Source organism: Kurthia huakuii LAM0618, from assembly GCF_000505545.1.
GTDB classification, from domain to species: domain Bacteria; phylum Bacillota; class Bacilli; order Bacillales_A; family Planococcaceae; genus Kurthia; species Kurthia huakuii.
This window is the reverse complement of record NZ_AYTB01000013.1, coordinates 87,740-105,894: the sequence shown is the minus strand read 5'-3', so window position 1 is coordinate 105,894 and position 18,155 is coordinate 87,740. Positions and strand designations below refer to the sequence as shown.

Below are 18,155 nucleotides of genomic sequence, written 5' to 3'. Positions count from 1 at the left end.
AAAATATTTACAGTAAAAGTAATATTCCCACCAATATTTAATCAAAAAGGAAACGCTACAACTAGGATGATACACCTTTTACTGTCAAAAATAATTGACAGCTTAACGGGTTTAAGAAAAAAGAAAATTGTCAATACTATTACTAAAGGTGGTGTGTAAACATGCTATTTATCGTACAAGGAAAGGTTTTTCATGAACGGCTTAACATGAAAAATGTTTCGCGTCTCGCGTTTGCAGATTCAGAAGGTGTCGCACTTGATAAGGTTATGAAAGGTTTGCCCGTCGCAATGCCTTATTTTGAAGGAATTGTCATGCCAACATTTAAGGACATTCCCGGCATTACAAGTGAGATTGCGCTGCTTTGTTGGCATCGTCTCCATTTTAGTCGGTCACTTGTTGAGTTAGCGTATTACTTCCATCAGTTTGAAGAACTCGAAAAGCTCGTCTGTTTACCAAAGCAAGAATCGTGGGCTATTCGCGATCATTATGAGCAAATGGGCATTATTTTAACGCATGAGGAGTGGTATTTACCAAATTACAATCTTTATGCCGCACCGAGTGTCACATTAGCGGAGCATCGTTTGCAGCAATTTGCTAATCAAACCGTCTATTTATTAAAAACACGCGGCTGCTCGATTCAATCGCTTGGTGGCACCGCATGGAAAATCGACTGTCCGTATTTAATCTCGCCGCGTAAACATTTTATTGTGTCGAGCCCTGAAGAAATGATTTTGACGTATGAAGTACTCATGGCGCAAACATTACTCGCAATTAAACCAACGCTTGAGAAAACCGATGAATCACAAGCTTTTTTAGACGAGGAAGGCATTTTTTATGTTGATATTCACGATGGCAGTATCGTTAGTGACGGGCGCTATATTTGGGCTTAAAAAAAGAAGCTTCGACTAAATTGTCGAAGCTTCTTTTTACAGCAGTTGCGCATAAATTTCCGTATTATCATCGCCAAACGTATTAAAAATAATTTGCTGAAAATGATGGTCATGATTGGCTAGCCATTTTTTCGTCGTAGTAATGGCAATCTCCGCAGCGCGCTCTTTTGGAAAACGAAACTCGCCGGTCGCAATACTACAAAAGGCGAGCGTTTTAATCGTTGGTATCTCATGTGCCACATTGAGCACCGATGTATAGCAACTTGCAAGCTGTGCTTCGATAAGCGGCGTTAGTGGTGCCCCTGCAACATTTGGACCAACTGTATGAATGACAAAACGTGCTGGTAAATTGTAGCCGCGCGTAATTTTAGCGCCGCCGACAAGCTCTGGCTGTCGCTGACTGTCCATAATAACGTCGCAATCGGCGCGGAGCTGTGGCCCTGCAGCGGAGTGAATGACATTATCGATGCAATTATGCAGTGGATGGAAACAACCGCGGAGCTGATCGTTGCCGGCATTAACGATGGCATCAACTTGTAACGTCGTAATATCTCCTTGCCAAAGCGCTACTAAAGGACCATCACTCGGTACATAGAGCTCCTTTTGCGCGAGCTCTTGCTGCAATAATGTATCGGATAATAACAACAAACGACGATACAATTCACCCGGAAAACGCACATTAAAATATGCGCGGATGGCTTGGCGCTTTTGCTCGGTCGTTTTTGTTTGCTCGACATGCGGCACATTGGGCTCGGTACGCAATAGGTCAAATAAATGTTCCACGACTTCATCATATGGAAAATCGGCCTTCATCGGCTCGAATGGTTCAAATAATAAAATATCGGATGCATAATGATTTATTTTCATCTACTTCACCCCTACATTGCTCTAAAGCAGGTATTTTAAAATGAATAGGCAAACATTCCCCCATTCAATGGTTTATGCTGTTAATATACCCGATTTTGCGACACTTTAGCACCTAGAAGTAAACGATATTTTTGAAAAATAATGGGCGCCATAACGTTTGATTCTTACATGTTTTAGTTGCACATGAAATAATCTGAATAGTAAGATAGTTGAAAAGGAGATGATTTTTTTGCCAACACCATTTTTTGATACATATCAAACGCAATATGATCGCATCGTAGCATGGCGCCGTCATTTGCATCAACATCCTGAATTATCATTTTTTGAAACGAAAACAGCCGCATTTATTACCGACAAGCTGCGTGAGTTTGGGCTAACGGACATTCGTACAAATGTTGGCGGTCACGGTATTGTTGCGACCATTCGCGGGGCACATAGCGGACCGACAATCGCCTTTCGTGCCGATTTTGATGCGCTACCTATCCATGATGAAAAGGACACGAGCTATAAGTCGACGATTGATGGTGTCATGCATGCGTGCGGCCATGACGGACATACCGCCAATTTGCTAGGGCTTGCCTCTACACTTATACAGCACCGCGCTCAGTTGCACGGCAATGTTGTACTACTCTTCCAACATGCCGAAGAAAAACCACCTGGTGGCGCCAAGTCCATGATTGAAGCTGGGGCACTCGATGGCGTGGATTATATATTTGGTGCCCATTTAGCATCGGATTTATCACTTGGAAAAATCGCGACACGTAAAGGCCCGACGATGGCGTCAGTTGATGCGTTCAAAATTCAGCTACAAGGACGCGGTGGACATGGCGCGCGCCCACATCAAACGATTGATTCGGTTGCCGTTGGTAGTCGCCTTGTGACGCATTTGCAGCAAATCGTCAGCCGTCGCGTCAATCCAGTTGAGCCGGCCGTTATTACGGTCGGCAGCTTTCATGCAGGTCATGCATTTAATATTATTGCTGATTCAGCGACACTTGAAGGTACTGTTCGCGCGATGGACCGCGACGTGCGCGCCTTATTGGAACAAGAAATTCGCGACTTATTAAAAGGCATGTCCTATGCTGACCATATGGACTATACACTCGACTTTACGCATGGTTATCCGGTGCTCGTAAATGCCGAGGCAGAAACAGCGATTGTCGCAGAACTTGCGGCGCAAACCTTTATTTCTGTTGAGCGCCAAATTGCCGTTGGCGCCGATGATTTTGCGTACTTTTTAGAGCAGCGCCCTGGTAGTTATTTCTTTGTTGGTAGTCATAATGACGACGCTAAAACACGCTACCCGCATCATCATCCACGTTTTGATTTTGACGAGCGTGCCTTGTTGAATATGGGGGAAATGTTTTTAGCACTCGTTGGCCATTATTTAACGAAATAACGCAAAAAAGCAGGAAGCGCCGAGGCGACTCCTGCTTTTCCTATTTACCATTCCTTTAAAAAGAAACGCACATAGACGAGGCTTATACCGGCAACGACCAAATGAAGTGCCGTTAGCTGATGAAATAAGAGCCACATCATCAGCGCGAGCGTCACGAGTGACACGCCGTACAATAACTCCAAGTACGGGCGCCCCGCATAAGTTAATGTAATTTGCCATGTTGTGAGTGCAATCATTCCAACAGCTGATACTAGTAACAGCGCCACGACAAGCCATAGCAGCGACGTTTCGATAAAAAAATCAAGCACAAGGCAAACGCTCATAAGTAGCGTACTACCAACAAATAATGCAGCAAGACTTATTGTAAGCAGTGGATACTCATCACCGGCAATAACTAAGTTCATCGTTTGCTGCGCAATAAAAAGCCCAGCAATGACGATAAATAGCACTACGAAGAGCGCTACTGTGCGCAATGACCAATAATCATGCTGCTGTACGAGCACATAACCAATTGAAAATGCACTAACGCCAACGATGAGCAGCCATTCAAGCTCGATGCTTTTGCGGCGACTAAACGTATGTATATAGACGGTAAATAACAACGTCAGCAGCAACATCACCATCGCAAGCGTCGCAAAGCTACTAAACACTGGTTCTCGTTGTTGGTTATACGATAATGCAAATAAAGCGAGCATTACCACCAACAAGCTAATAATTACTGCTAACGCGATGCGAATCATTTCGACAAAACGCGCATCAAGCAGTTCTGGATTCACTGTTTGCCAATAAATCCAACCTGCCACTAACAAAGTCGCTACAATAAACAACACGATACTAAGCGTCAATGTCTCGTGATGGCGAAAGGCGAAACTTGGAATAAAACCGTAAAGAATCAGTGCTAGCATTAGTAAACTATGTCGCACTTGTGGCCATCTTTCTTCAATTGTTTCCAACATCTATTGTCCGCTTCCTTTCTCAAATGTCACATACTCTGGATTGGCAGAAATCCAGGCGTCAGCTCCAATACGATACCAAGCACCGCGCTGACTATACACTTGATAACGATGTCCTTTGTACGTTACGCCAATAATGTCGCTATCGGTCGTTGCGCCCATACGCACATTAAGCGGTTCCGCTAATTGAACTTCAACCGTACCGTAACTAATGTCTGAGCTATAGCTTGCGTGATAAACCGGCACATCTTGCATCGTTGTTGCGGCGATTTTTTCCTTCGACACATATTGCCCATTCGCTAGCTGATACGCATCGCCACGTACTTTGTAAACTGCATAGGTCTCACGCACTTGCAATTTATCAGCAGCCTTCGTCATCGAAATGTCCGTATATGTACGAAGCTTTTGCGTACTAGCAGTATCTCCGCGTAACAAGCGTAAGGCATTCGTTTCAAACGTCGGATCGCCTGCCAATAGCACAGCTGGTTTTTTCTGCTGATTCGGCACTGGTTTTTCAACAGCTTGTTCCGCGCCTAATAACTGATTGCTACGCTCCGAATCTGCGGACACTGCCGCCGTAATCGCACCGACTATGACCATGCCTGCTGCAATCCATTTCACGGGGAAGTGCCAAGGCTCATACGTTTTGTCTTTTTGTGGTGATTTTTTCGGTCGTTTAACAGTCGTCACAGGTCTTGGTTGCGTTTCTTCATGTGCCTTTGCAATATCGCTCATTTTACGGCGTAGCGGCGATGATTTAGCTTTTTTTGCTGCTGTAGGCTCTGCTGCAGATTGTTCTATAGATGATGTGGCTTTTTTTGGCACACGTTTCTTTTTCTCAGTAGGTTCTTCGTTTCGCAACTCGACAGGCTCGTCATGCTCAAGCGGTTTTTTAAATGGCCGCGCATGAAAAGTCGGATTATCAAGCTCGGTGCGCATAAACCATACCGATAGCTGATACGCAATGCTCAAAAGCGAAATCGCCTCGTCCGACGTACCATACATTGCATTATGCGCCGCTTTATTGCCCTTCACACGCAACTCATGCAAATAAAATGTCGTTTGGCGATCAATCATATCATTGCCTTCAAGCTCGCGAATGCGTTCAAATTGCGAAATGCCCTCTACTTCTGGAAATTTATTACGCACCCATAATTCCTGTGCCATCATCTCACCGAATGAGCGCATTTTCGACATGGCCGCATTCGGGTCGCTATAAACCATACGCTCCGCTGCTTCTGCTATTTCACGATACGGCGTCCATGGTCCTTCAAAAAATTCAAAATTCCCCACGTTTCCACTCCTTACAAACTCTCTATGTTCTATTCTCGCACATTCCACGATAAGAAAAAATAGGCTTTTGCTCGTTGAAATGCTCGATGCTTACAAGAAAAAGGCGCATTTCTTAAATAAGCATATTGATTCGATAGCTTATCTACCACATAAGTCCTAACTCTCATTTAAAATCTTCCATAATCCAACTAATTGTATGATGTAAAAATAACCTTTTTCCGTAAATTAATGCTTAATTCACGAAATATGATATGCTTAATCACATATTTTTATTATTTCAAAAAAATTATTAGCACACTATTTGAGAGGAGGTTTACTTGTATGATTCAAACGGAAACACCGTATTCCATTATTCGAATTGAGGATGATACGATCTCCATTTCTCCGATGAATAAAGAAAAACTGCTGCGTATGCAATCCAAACATATTATTGAACGTACATTAGCCGAATTTACGAACAATGACAAACAAATCGTCAAATGCTTACGCTTTAATGAATATATGGTATGTCCGTTAAATGACGCGCGCCTGAATGCCGAACAACAACAAATATTTGAAAAAATCGCACACTTTTTTAATGAAGGCATGCTAAATTTCAAAGCCTTCAACAACTTGGAGCTGTTTAAGCTGTACGAAACATTATGCGCAGCATTTAGCGAAACGACCGTAGCCTATACGACGATTGCACAACTCGAAACACGCGGCATTTATCCTCGTAATGCGAAAGGGGAGCCGGACCTGCTGCAAATTACGCGCATCTTTAAAAATCTCCCAATCAATGCCCATGAATACATATTAGCTACACAAGCAACGGATCATTACCGCATCGCTCCGCCAAATGAAGTGCGTAAATTTTTATCAACGTTCATTAAAAAACAGATCGAACGTTATACGTAAAAAAAGGACTCAAGCAGCTGCTCGAGTCCTTTTTTCTTAAATATATTTTGGTACTTCGGTAATTTTTTTATGCGTCGCGATACTAACTGTCACGAACACGATAAGCGACAAGAATACAGGGAATGTTACCGTATGGACACCAAACAGATTTGGCGATAGACGGTCGATTAAAATATATGTCGATAGACCGACAATCATCGCGCATACCGCCCCGTATTTATTCGCTTTTTTCCAATATAAGCCGAGCACGATTGGCCATACAAATACCGCTTCTAAGCCACCAAACGCAAATAAGTTTAACCAAACGATTAAATCTGGTGGATTAAACGACATTAAGACAACTAATATACCGACAATCGTCGTTACCGCAAAGCTCGTTTTCTTAATGCGCGCTTCACTAGCATCTGGCTTAATATAATGAAGATAAATATCTTTGACAATCGTTGAGCTAACCATCATCAACAGCGCATTCACCGTAGACATAATCGCCGCCATTGGAGCTGCGAGTACGATACCTGCAAGCACCGGTGGCAATACGTCCATCGTCAGTGTTGGCATGACTTTATCACCGATTTCAATGCCTGGTAACACCGCGCGCCCAAAGACGCCGATTAAATGCATGCCAAACATAATCGTTGCGATGCCGATTGTACCGATTAAAATGGCACGATGCATGCCGCTTGCTGATTTATAGCTCATCGCACGCACTGCAATTTGCGGTAGGCCGATAACCCCAATCCCAACAAGAATCCAAAATGACGATACGTACGCCGATGTATATTGCTGCTGGTCGCCAAATGGAGAGACAAGATTTGGATTAATGTCGACTAAATCATTCATAATATTCGTAATACCGCCACCTGCGATGACCGTACCAATTAATAAAATAATCGTGCCGATGACCATGACCGAGCCTTGTAGCGCATCTGTTAGCGCCACCGCACGGAAGCCACCGATAACGACGTAAATTAATACGACGGCCGCAAAAATAAATAGCGCTGTCGTATAATTCATGCCAGTTAAGGATTCGATAAGTCGCGCACCACCAATCCACTGTGCCACCATCGATGCAAATAAGAAAATAATAATACTAATCGCGGATACGATAACAACGACGTTGCTGTTATAGCGTTCGCGCAGAAAATCAATTAACGTAATCGCTTTAAATTTCCGCGTTACAATGGCGAATTTTTTTCCTAACACCATTAACACGAAATAACCTGCAGGCAGCTGTGCAAGCGATAAAAGCACCCAGCCAAGCCCGGTATTGTACGCAACCCCCGGACCAGAGATGAAGCTTGAGGCACTACCATATGTCGCCATCATCGTCATCGCTAATAGGAAGCCGCCCATTTCTCGCCCGCCGAGGAAATATTCAGATAGGAAGGAATCCGATGAACGTACGAGCTTATTCGACCAAAAACCAATCCCAAAAATAATGACGACAAAAATCGCCAGCGGGATAATTACTTGCCATTGCACTAGTTGTCATCCTCCTTGTCATCATCGAGTGGTACTTCTTTAAACACAAATTTTAACAAGACGGCAATGACGACGATCATCAACACAGTCGTCACGATGCAGCTGTAGAAAAACCACGCTGGAAACCCCATAATATATGTATACTCTGTTGGGTCGCCTCCACCCATACCATAAGCGAATCCATACCAAAGCGCGAAGTTGACGACGACAAGTGCGACGCCGATCAATGCTTCACGATTGGCGATTCGATATCGCTTATCTTTCATGATTAAACACCTCTTTCTTTATTGTTAAACGCACGAATAATTTCTTATGTATGTTTTCTCGTTGCTTATTCATGAGCAATTTTATACTATTAAGTTTATTGAACTTTATAGTTTAAGTAAATTTCATTATAATAAACTTTAGTTAATGTAAACTAAACTAATTGCACAAGGGGTGAATCGCTTTGACGATTGAACAACTAAAATACATCGTAGCGATTGCAAAATACGGTACGCTAAAAGACGCATCGGAAGATTTACATGTGACATTATCGGCGCTGAGTCAAGGTCTTAATCGCTTGGAAAAAGAACTTGGTCTGACGCTCTTTACCCGTAATCGCACGGGTTCAAGCATTACAAAAGAAGGAAAAGTAATCGTCAATCACGCGAAAAAAGTGTTAGATGCACTCGATGATTTAACTGAAGTCGCACAAGTCATGCAAAATCGCCTGACCGGCACATTAAAAGTAGCATCGATTCCGGGACCATTTTTCAAGCTCTTTACAATCGTCCAGCAAATGAAATCCATCTATCCAGAAATTAATATTCAAATTCGTGAACAAAACTCGCAGACAATGCTTGAAGAATTACTAAGTGAAAAAGTAGACGTCGCACTCGCTGTTTACAATGACGAAGATATTCAAAAAAATCCGAATTTGACATTCACAAAAATTACGAGCTGCAATATGCTCATCGTCGCACACCAAGACTCACCAGTCATTCAGCACAATCAGGCGGTGACAGCGGAGCTGAAAAAACAGCCGGTCATTATTTTTGATGATAAAATGGTCATCGCCACGATGAATGAAATCAAGTATGCGTTTGGGCGTAACGATATCGTCATTTCGGTAAACAACCCGCATATCGTTCAGCAATATGTCGAGGAAAATAAAGCATATACAGTTGGACTTGATTTAACGTTTACACATTCGAAAAGCTTTATGCAAAATATGAACTTCGCGAAAATTGATTTCTTGACGACGATTCCTGTAGAGCACACATTTGGTATTGTCACAAAAGCCAATCGACACGAAACACAGCTCATGAAAGAATTTGCCTATGAGCTGAAAAAAGAATTTAAAGACTATGTAAAAGAAATTACGCCAATTGAACGCTAGCAAAAACGAGAACCGCCTTTTCAATAGAGGAGATTCTCGTTTTTTTACACCTTAAATTTTTCAACGCTACGCTATTTCAATTACAACATTTTCTACTTTATACAATATTAACTTTAGTTAAGCAACCCTTAACTAAAGCTAACTGTAGGACATTTGCACGTTTCCAATTTTTTCATCGCTTCAAAAACACGCGCCGCTGTGACGTCACCAATTGGCATTAAATGAATTGATTCTTCAGCAATTGTCGCCTTTTGTGCAACTGCCATTAATTCCGCATCCGTCGCCTCAATATTTAATGCACGCAATGATTGCGGTAACCGAAGTGCGTCATAAAATGGACGTAATGCTTCGATTTCTTCATCGCGCTCCTCTAGCATTAATTGCACACAAATTCCGTACGCTACTTTGACACCGTGTAGCTGCGTATGCGATGCCTCAAGCGCCGTTAAGCCATTATGAACCGAGTGCGCACCCGCTGTACGGCCAAAATGATCGCCATAGCCACCAACCATACCCGCATACATAAACATCGTTTCCACTACTTGAATGAACGCTTCATTGACGACACCTGTATCAACCGCCGCAAGTGCTTTTTCTGATTGCGTTAATAAAATGTCCTTACATTGACGCGCCGCTTCGTACGAAATCATCATCGGTACGGTTTTATGCTCTATTGTGCGCAGTTGCACATCCGCCTCGTACCATTTCGCAATCGTATCGCCAATCCCGGCGACAAACAATTCGCGCGGTGCTTGTAATAATAATGCTGGCTCTACAAGCAATAAGCTAGAGGCAACCGGATAGACGTCGTAGCGCACAAATGCTCCAGTATCGTCATAGAGCACGCTAAGCGGTGTCCACGGTGCACAGTTTGAAGCGAGCGTCGGCACGACAATCACTTGCTTATGCACTTCATTGGCCACAGCCTTCGCTAAATCGATGACCTTTCCGCCACCGACACCAATAATCGCATCATAATCGCCCATCATAGCCGTCACACGTTCAATTTCAGAAAATGAACATTCGCCGCCGTATGTATAAAGCTCCGTTTGAACATCCGCCATCGCTGGCCAAAATGCTTCAATCGCCGCCCATGATTTCGTTCCGGTCACAATCAAGGCACGCGCAATACCACGCGCCTCTAATAAGCTCTCTAACTTTTTCAATATACCATCTTCTAAGATGTATTCACTTGGTGCTGCATGTACATGAATTGTTTTCATTGCTAAACCTTCTTTCTATAGTTATAGTATAAAACGAATTTTAAAGATTTTGTAGGTGATTTTTCAGAAAATTTGCGAAAAAAAGAAGCTGAATTATTTTTCAACTTCTTCAATAAATATATTGGTCTAAAACTAATAAGTTTATTTACAGCATGACAAAATGTTTTACTACTATCTAAAATTACATTGGTCTAAAACATGTGGAATGGCCGATGATTAAACGGGATGGTTTTACTACTATCTAAAATTACATTGGTCTAAAACTCATCGCAAGCACCTTGTCGTGCGGTAATAGTTTTACTACTATCTAAAATTACATTGGTCTAAAACAATAAGTAATCAGTTGATACACCAAAGAAAGTTTTACTACTATCTAAAATTACATTGGTCTAAAACATTTGCGTAACGGTTACCATAGCATTTTCAGTTTTACTACTATCTAAAATTACATTGGTCTAAAACGACGTATCGTGCGAAAGATGGGCAAAGTGAAGTTTTACTACTATCTAAAATTACATTGGTCTAAAACGAATTGTGGACGTTCTTTTTTAGTACCGTTTTACTACTATCTAAAATTACATTGGTCTAAAACACTAGAATCAGCATTGGTGCAACGTAGACAGTTTTACTACTATCTAAAATTACATTGGTCTAAAACTCCGCTGTCGTTGAGTCGTACACACGCACGGTTTTACTACTATCTAAAATTACATTGGTCTAAAACTTAGAAGAAAAAGTAGATAAGAAGGTCGGCGTTTTACTACTATCTAAAATTACATTGGTCTAAAACGGTAAACGTAGTGCAACGATGTACGCACTGGTTTTACTACTATCTAAAATTACATTGGTCTAAAACTCGAAACCCTCTACATTAACATTAGCGCCGGTTTTACTACTATCTAAAATTACATTGGTCTAAAACGTGTGGACGAAAACGGCGTTTATACAGTTGTTTTACTACTATCTAAAATTACATTGGTCTAAAACTCTAGCTACTCGCCATAAACCACGTACAATGTTTTACTACTATCTAAAATTACATTGGTCTAAAACGATGCGGTAGCGGAAGTGTTTGGTAAAGATGTTTTACTACTATCTAAAATTACATTGGTCTAAAACTGATTGGCTGACTGCTGCGGCGTATAAACAGTTTTACTACTATCTAAAATTACATTGGTCTAAAACACCGGTCAAGTTGATAAAGGGACCGTTTTAGTTTTACTACTATCTAAAATTACATTGGTCTAAAACTGTCATAGCTTTATGTGGATTATCTTTTAGTTTTACTACTATCTAAAATTACATTGGTCTAAAACCCTTATCTAGCAATCACAGTATAGTATTTGGTTTTACTACTATCTAAAATTACATTGGTCTAAAACATTCAGAACTTTGTTGAATCACCGGGCTTTGTTTTACTACTATCTAAAATTACATATAAACATTGTAGTGCTATTAGCTACTCTTAAAAAAATCAAAAATGACTGCTCTGAATAAACTGTCTTAATTTCTTACAAAGTAATGGATTTTGCACAATAAGTTCTTCATACGCTAAAGAAATGGCGAGCTGATTCTTTGACAACGAATCGTTTTCTACTTCTCCTAATAAGTCTAATTCGGTTAGGAACGCTGTTAAATCAAAACGTTCCCGCGATTTTTTAATAAAATGCACATGTTCTACAGGAAATTGCATCAGCCACTCTTTGCTTTTTGTAATACAAATAATCGTACTTTTTGTATTTTTCAACATCTGCGCCCATAACTCTATTTTCTGAATATCAATATCATTTTCAGGAAAATGATAGATGATAATCGATGGTTTTCCATTTGTAAGCGAAGTCCATACTTGCAGAATAAATTTAAGGCGAGAAAAATTGGTTAATGGTTCTTCCATTTCTTTTATATCCCATTTTATATATTTTTGCAATTGTGTCAATTGAAATTCTTCATAATTTACATGTATTTGAAAATCATCAACATTCACTACTAATCCATCTAAATTCACTTCAATCGTCTCTTTTATTTTTTCATACATTGGAATAAAATCAACTTCAATTTGCTCAATAATTTTCTGAAAAACTTTTTGTTGCCACTGTTTTTCATCTAATAAATTTAAATCGCCTCCATGTAATTGAAGTATATGATAATCTTTTGCTTTGACGGTATCAAATCCATTGTCAAGTCGTATAAAATCTTGACCAAGCATTTCATGATTGTGCTCAAACTGTTGCCAAAGCATACGACAATTATTTAATTGATTAGCATCTTGAAATATAAAATTTTGTACACATGGTTCTTCAAAATAAATAGGTGTAAAAAACGAAGAAGCTATTCTCACAACTCAATAATCCTTTCAATAGAAGCTATTTGCTCTGTATCTTTTTTAATACTTGTCACTCTCTCCATTCCTGCATATTGTTTTTCTGTAACAAGCAATAAATCCACTGTTCCTTTTTTAGGAATTTGATCTACAATTTTTTTCTTTTGATAAGACAAAACCGAGTGATTTAAAATGATCTTAGCATAAATTGAATATTGTACCATCAAATAGCCATTTTCAATTAAAAACTTTCGGAATTTGCGATAATTTTTTCGATCGGTAGCTGTACTAACAGGTAAATCAAAAAAGACAAGTAATCGCATAATTCTAAAACCCTCCTTTGGCATCTAAACACCCCATTTATACACTTTATAATCTAAATTAGGTAACTGTAACCTTCCTTTATTACCTGTGTTTAAATATTCCATACAACCATCAATAAATATTTGTGCTGCTTGTGTCAAATAGTAGGATTTCCCACGAATTTCAACCTTATATTCGAACAAATTAATCAAAGCTCGCCGATTTTCTTTCGTGAATACATCTTTATCCATTTGATAAACAATACCATCTACAATTGGTCGGAAAATTTCCATCAAATCACTCGCCAAATTATATTGATTAAATTCATTTTTATGGAAAATTCCAATCTCGGTTAAATACCCTTTGCTAACAATCAATCGAGCAAATAACGAATGCAATAATGCATAGCCATAATTTAGCCCAGCATTGATTGTATCATCATAGCCTCTAATAAAATGATTACCATATAACTTATGGAAATAAATTTTTGCTCCATACCCTTCACGATTTGTCGTATCACCTAATGCAACATTTCCTACTAATAGCTGCATTTCATCATAGCCATCTAACTGAAAATATTGTAGCAGTTTTGCTTGATTATTAAGTTTCTGTTCTATAAGAATTTTCCACAATAGTTCCTTTCTCGCCTCTACCCAAGCAATTTGTTGAGTAATATGTTTAGATTGTCGATGATGGCCATAAATACTTTGGATATTCGTCATTGGCAAATGTGCTTTATCACATAAAACTACATGGATTTTTGCGGCAACTAAGGCGTTCATGACATGCCCTGTCATACTAATAGATGGATTTTCAATAATGATACTACTGATTTCTTCTAAAAAAATGGTTTTCGTTTCATCGCTCGTAATAACTAAATGATTCATGCGCAAACTAAGTTTGGCTTCCTTTGTCAAAATAATAGTTCTCCAGCCCACCAAATCACTCCATTAATATAATTCTTTAGGTTTTCTTACTTTCAATCCTGTAATCGACTCATAAACTACTTTGATTTCTGCCGCTTTCATAACTTTAGATAACCTACTACCTAAACTGTCCGAACGCGTGGCATTATTCGCTGTCGCTTTAAAAATTTCTGTTACTTGTTTTGTCATTTGTTCAAAATTTTGAATATCTTTTGTAAATTCTGCTACCTTCTTTGGCATATTCCCTTCTCTATAAATTGGATACTGTTTAAACATCTCTTCGGCAATCGTGGCATAAATTGTTTGCAACTTTGCCACTGAAGTTTGTTCATTGGCTTGCAAATAGGCCATCAATAACTCTTTAGGTACTATAAATTGTGTTGCTAAATGTCGCTCCTTCATCGACGCTAAATAAAACATCTGATTATTCCACATAAATTTTTGATATTTTGACAGTTTCATAATCCATGTAGCAGCTATAATTTTTTTAGTAGAATATTTACGAGATGCTAATTTCAAAGCTTTCTCATCATTAGATAAATGCTGCCACTGCTTATCTTCTAATACACTCAACTGAATCAAATCTATTTTCTCGACAATTTGTTTTTTTGTTTGTTCCATCAACTTCACTACAATAACAGCAGAACTTTTCACACTATCATGAACACTTAGGTTAGTTTTATTCGATTCATATTTCGCTGGTTTTATTTTGGGTGAGTGTAATGTTTCATCAAAAAACATTTCGTCGCTATTTCCTATTTTCTTTGTTGTTTGCCAAGGTAACTCATAATAAATTTCTTCTACGTATGCTATAGCAGATAAAGTTTTACGAGAGCGAGGCCCTTTTATTTGTTCAGATAAAAAACTATTAAATAAGAAAAAGCCATTTTTTTGTTGAGCTGCTTTTGCTAATTTACTTGATCGCTCTTTGTCTTTAAATGAGAAAGCGAAAATATTTTCACCGTACTGTTGAATTGCGTGATTAATTAATAACGCATTTAAAAGTGCATCCATCGCATGATGTTTATTATTTAAGTTACGTAATTTAGGTAGTTCTAAAGCTTTTCTAAATTTCGAAACAATCGGCGCTTTTACTAAGTGAACGGTCGTCTCACTAAAACGTTCTTCTAACAGCACGCCTACATTTTTAATAATTTGTCTTGTTTCAACTAACTGGCGTGCAATAAATTGGTCACGATCCAGCTCTGAAAAAGCAGCCTTACATAAGCGATGAAATTTCTTATCATTCATGAATCCTTTATCAAGCCAACTTTTCCAAATGCCACGCATACGCGCTCCTTCTGCAGCATTTAAAATTTCTAAAGGCATCTTGAAACCACCTTTTTGTTGGTTGCGTGATTTTTCTACTAATACTAGATTATCTAAACTATCATCCTTCACAAAATTTTGCGGATAAATGTGATCAATTTCATACTGCGCTAAGTGTTGAACATCCAAAGGCTTTCCACTATATGCACATTTACCTTGTTGCAGTAAATATAAATAAAATCGATTGTCTTTAAATTTTGCTTCTGGCTCATTTAAATACGAGTTTAATTCATTTTTTAGAGATTTTTCGTCCTTACCTAAACCGTCTACTACTGCTTTAAACTTCATCAGACGACTTTGCGTACGTTGCTTTGTACCTTCTTCGCGTGCTACTTCTAGCATAATATGCTGTGGTTCTCCAAAAATTTCCGTAAGTTCCTCTACTACTTTAATAGCCTGCCAAATACCTCGTTTCAATGCTGGAGATCCCGCTAAATCTTGTACATCTTTATATTTAATTTTTTTCGTTTGACGTTTTGAACGATTGTTTTTCTTAATTAATTCTTCTAAATTAGAGTTTTTCACCGTCAACATTTCTCTAAAATTTAAAGTAGAATCACACATTTTTTCAATCACTGTTTTTCCATCATTTAAAATCAGTTCATCTAATAATTTCTTACTTAAATTTCCCCATCCAACAAAATTCTTTTTAAGTACGCGCTCAATCATCACATCAGGAAATTTTGGATACTGTTCTTTTATTTTCTTTTTAATAATGGTCTTTTCATTAAAAATTGTTAACCATTCAATCAATTGCTCAATCATTACTTCATCAAATGGTACTGCACTATTTTTAAATAGTGATTTAAATTCAACATACGATTTTAAACTGCTTGCAAATCGTCCTTCTTGTTGAGTGCCAAATACTTCATAATCTTCACCAATCAAATACTCAAATTGCTGTTCTTTTAATACTTGAATTAAACGCTTATGTGTCATTACCTTGTATTGTCGAAAACCAAATTCAATCACACATTTTTTGGCTTCAATTGGTAAACGATATTTTGTATGACTTGCCGCATTAGCTGGGCGAATCTGAATACTATTTAGTTCATTTAACACTTCAAAATATTGATACAATAAAGACTGTTTTGGTAAAACATCTTCTTCCTGTAAATATGTGCACTTATTAATCATGCGTTTAATAAATTGCTCAGCAGTTATCGATTCATTAACTAATGAATCAAATGTTGCTGGTGTAATATGCCCTTCATTGTTTATACGCTCTAACCATGCAAATTTACTTTGATTATTCTTTGCCAATGGTCCAATGTAATATGGAATACGGAATGAAGCAATTTCGATAACTTTATTAATAAATTCATCGGTGATAAAACTATAATACGATTGCTGATTCGTTAAAATTTGTTCGATTTCATAAATACTATTTTGATTTGGAATTGCCGCATTATGTGTGCCTTTTTGATGTGCTAAAAATGTGCCTTCTTTTATATTTTCAATCAAATCGGCATGATGATTTACATTTGATGTTGCTAATAGTTTAGCCATAGTATTCAGTACCGCTTCTTTATCTTTTGAACTACGATTGTAACGATCTAATAAACATAATTTCTCTTTATTATCTTTATTCGGTTGTTCCTTATATTCTGCCATTGCTTTTTTGGGCGTAATAAATAAGCGACGATATAATGCTTCATCTTTAGTTTCATTTATAAGACGTTTAAATTCACACAAATCTTCTTGATATTTTTCATAACTAGCCACTTTAGATGCTGCAACACATTCATGTCCTTGCAACAAATCTTGTAGCATTATTTGCTGATATAGTGCAAAAGCTTCATCAATAAAATGATTTTCTACTTCTGTTAAATTTTCACGCACCTCGTCTAATTCTTCACTTCCTAAAACTAATTTCAATTTAGCTTCTTTATAAAGTATTGTATTTTGCGATTCAACAAACAGTTTTTCTGCATTTACACTTAACCCTAATAGTAGTTGCCACAATGGCACAAATGATTTTGATGATACTTTTTCTAATTGTTTTTGTTTATCTTTGCGCACCATATCGGTATCTTCAATGATGGACTGTATTGCCTGAAAGTCGAGAGATGGTAATGCTAAACCATTGATTTCACTATAGGCAGTTACTATGTCGCTGCACTCTACTAAAAAATTAAACCCTTGATTTTGCTTCGTCCAGCGCCCAGTATTTAGAAAATGGCCTCTATATTTTATTAAATTATGTATCGCCAAATAAATTAAGCGAATATCTTGTTTTGGACCTTCCATTAGTAATTTTCTCAAATGATAAATAGTTGGAATTTTTTTAGGGTTAATACGTAATTCTTTTAATACTTGTGATAAAGTACGTTGCTCAAATTGATTGTCATTTTTCCAAAAATGGAGTGAATCTGTTGCTCCAAAAAAATCTGTAGGTACATAAGCTGAAAATAACTGTTGCACTAACTGAATTCTTTTTTTACGACGGTTATAACGACGTCGAGTTTGGCGCTTTTGTCTAGTAGTTTCTGCCGTTTGCGCAGCTTCAAATTCACGTACACCTATCGCCCATTTATTTTGATAGCGTAAAATTTCATGTTGCTCATTGATACAAGCCCAGCCTACACTTGTTGTTCCAATATCTAAACCAATTGAATAATTCATATAATCCTCCAAAACCTATTATTTACTTTTTTTATATTATGTTATACAATGAATTTGTTACTACTATGTAACATTACATTGGTAAGTTAAAATAAGCTTAAAGCGTAAAAGTTGGTCATATTAGACCTCCAACCTGTAGACTATATGTCTACAGGTTTTTTATTTTTTAAGACATTATTTACTTTTATTAATTATATTATTAGTAGTCATTTTTAACAAATATTTTGTAAAATAAATAAGTATTTTTACTTATTTAAACTAAAATAA

General features: G+C 38.1%; 14 protein-coding genes and 1 CRISPR repeat array. Of the genes, 4 read left to right on the top strand and 10 right to left on the bottom strand.

What is annotated here, in order from left to right:
• Positions 1-161: 161 nt before the first annotated feature.
• Complete coding sequence (locus tag V514_RS0110335) at positions 162-890, top strand: hypothetical protein (protein ID WP_029499874.1); 729 nt, start codon at positions 162-164, stop codon at positions 888-890.
• A gap of 36 nt (positions 891-926) precedes the next feature.
• On the opposite strand, the gene V514_RS0110330 is transcribed toward V514_RS0110335, so the two are convergent.
• Positions 927-1,757, bottom strand: a complete 831-nt coding sequence (locus V514_RS0110330; RefSeq protein ID WP_029499873.1) for a protein-ADP-ribose hydrolase — start codon at positions 1,755-1,757, stop codon at positions 927-929.
• Positions 1,758-1,986: 229 nt separating this feature from the next.
• On the opposite strand from V514_RS0110330, the gene V514_RS0110325 reads away from it, so the two are divergent.
• On the top strand, positions 1,987-3,156 hold the full coding sequence (locus tag V514_RS0110325) for a M20 metallopeptidase family protein (RefSeq protein WP_029499872.1): 1,170 nt from the start codon (positions 1,987-1,989) through the stop codon (positions 3,154-3,156).
• 44 nt (positions 3,157-3,200) lie between these two features.
• On the opposite strand, the gene V514_RS0110320 is transcribed toward V514_RS0110325, so the two are convergent.
• Both V514_RS0110320 and V514_RS0110315 read right to left on the bottom strand, forming a co-directional pair.
• Positions 3,201-4,112, bottom strand: coding sequence for a hypothetical protein (locus V514_RS0110320; RefSeq protein ID WP_029499871.1), 912 nt, complete (start codon positions 4,110-4,112; stop codon positions 3,201-3,203).
• The gene (locus tag V514_RS0110315; protein ID WP_029499870.1) at positions 4,113-5,402 is read right to left on the bottom strand and encodes an SH3 domain-containing protein; all 1,290 of its coding nucleotides are present in this window, start codon (positions 5,400-5,402) and stop codon (positions 4,113-4,115) included.
• Positions 5,403-5,723: 321 nt separating this feature from the next.
• Between V514_RS0110315 and V514_RS0110310 the strand changes: the two genes are divergently transcribed.
• Positions 5,724-6,299: a hypothetical protein gene (locus V514_RS0110310; protein ID WP_029499869.1), complete on the top strand. Its 576-nt coding sequence runs from the start codon at positions 5,724-5,726 to the stop codon at positions 6,297-6,299.
• A 36-nt stretch (positions 6,300-6,335) separates the two neighbouring features.
• Here the strand turns inward: V514_RS0110310 and panF are convergent, their stop codons facing one another.
• Entirely contained in the window at positions 6,336-7,781 is a 1,446-nt protein-coding gene (panF, locus tag V514_RS0110305) for a sodium/pantothenate symporter (protein WP_029499868.1), read from the bottom strand.
• Positions 7,781-8,047 carry a YhdT family protein gene (locus V514_RS0110300; RefSeq protein ID WP_029499867.1) on the bottom strand — a complete coding sequence of 89 codons (267 nt, stop codon included), beginning with the start codon at positions 8,045-8,047 and terminating at the stop codon, positions 7,781-7,783. Before V514_RS0110300 ends, panF begins: the two co-directional genes overlap by 1 nt.
• A 182-nt stretch (positions 8,048-8,229) precedes the next feature.
• Here V514_RS0110300 and V514_RS0110295 point away from each other — a divergent pair, with 182 nt between their 5' ends.
• Positions 8,230-9,162, top strand: a complete 933-nt coding sequence (locus V514_RS0110295) for a LysR family transcriptional regulator (RefSeq protein ID WP_029499866.1) — start codon at positions 8,230-8,232, stop codon at positions 9,160-9,162.
• A gap of 128 nt (positions 9,163-9,290) precedes the next feature.
• Here the strand turns inward: V514_RS0110295 and V514_RS0110290 are convergent, their stop codons facing one another.
• The 5 genes from V514_RS0110290 to cas9 form a co-directional block, all read right to left on the bottom strand.
• Positions 9,291-10,385: an iron-containing alcohol dehydrogenase family protein gene (locus tag V514_RS0110290; protein WP_029499865.1), complete on the bottom strand. Its 1,095-nt coding sequence runs from the start codon at positions 10,383-10,385 to the stop codon at positions 9,291-9,293.
• A gap of 162 nt (positions 10,386-10,547) precedes the next feature.
• A CRISPR array of direct repeats spans positions 10,548-11,767; the repeat unit is 36 nt; unit sequence GTTTTACTACTATCTAAAATTACATTGGTCTAAAAC.
• 92 nt (positions 11,768-11,859) lie between these two features.
• Positions 11,860-12,723 carry a hypothetical protein gene (locus V514_RS0110285; RefSeq protein WP_029499864.1) on the bottom strand — a complete coding sequence of 288 codons (864 nt, stop codon included), beginning with the start codon at positions 12,721-12,723 and terminating at the stop codon, positions 11,860-11,862.
• Positions 12,720-13,028 carry a CRISPR-associated endonuclease Cas2 gene (gene cas2 / locus V514_RS0110280; RefSeq protein WP_029499863.1) on the bottom strand — a complete coding sequence of 103 codons (309 nt, stop codon included), beginning with the start codon at positions 13,026-13,028 and terminating at the stop codon, positions 12,720-12,722. Before cas2 ends, V514_RS0110285 begins: the two co-directional genes overlap by 4 nt.
• 24 nt (positions 13,029-13,052) lie before the next feature.
• Entirely contained in the window at positions 13,053-13,946 is an 894-nt protein-coding gene (gene cas1 / locus V514_RS0110275) for a type II CRISPR-associated endonuclease Cas1 (RefSeq protein WP_029499862.1), read from the bottom strand.
• A 12-nt stretch (positions 13,947-13,958) separates the two neighbouring features.
• A complete protein-coding gene (gene cas9, locus V514_RS0110270; protein ID WP_029499861.1) occupies positions 13,959-17,888 on the bottom strand; it encodes a type II CRISPR RNA-guided endonuclease Cas9 in 3,930 nt (1,309 codons plus the stop codon).
• Positions 17,889-18,155 lie beyond the last annotated feature (267 nt).

Bases quoted from the DNA above. Each gene is read 5' to 3' on its own strand.
- V514_RS0110290 (WP_029499865.1), bottom strand. From the start codon at position 10,385: ATGAAAACAATTCATGTACATGCAGCACCAAGTGAATACATCTTAGAA.
- cas9 (WP_029499861.1), bottom strand. From the start codon at position 17,888: ATGAATTATTCAATTGGTTTAGATATTGGAACAACAAGTGTAGGCTGG.
- V514_RS0110320 (WP_029499871.1), bottom strand. From the start codon at position 4,112: ATGTTGGAAACAATTGAAGAAAGATGGCCACAAGTGCGACATAGTTTA.
- V514_RS0110335 (WP_029499874.1), top strand. From the start codon at position 162: ATGCTATTTATCGTACAAGGAAAGGTTTTTCATGAACGGCTTAACATG.
- cas2 (WP_029499863.1), bottom strand. From the start codon at position 13,028: ATGCGATTACTTGTCTTTTTTGATTTACCTGTTAGTACAGCTACCGAT.
- V514_RS0110300 (WP_029499867.1), bottom strand. From the start codon at position 8,047: ATGAAAGATAAGCGATATCGAATCGCCAATCGTGAAGCATTGATCGGC.
- V514_RS0110330 (WP_029499873.1), bottom strand. From the start codon at position 1,757: ATGAAAATAAATCATTATGCATCCGATATTTTATTATTTGAACCATTC.
- V514_RS0110310 (WP_029499869.1), top strand. From the start codon at position 5,724: ATGATTCAAACGGAAACACCGTATTCCATTATTCGAATTGAGGATGAT.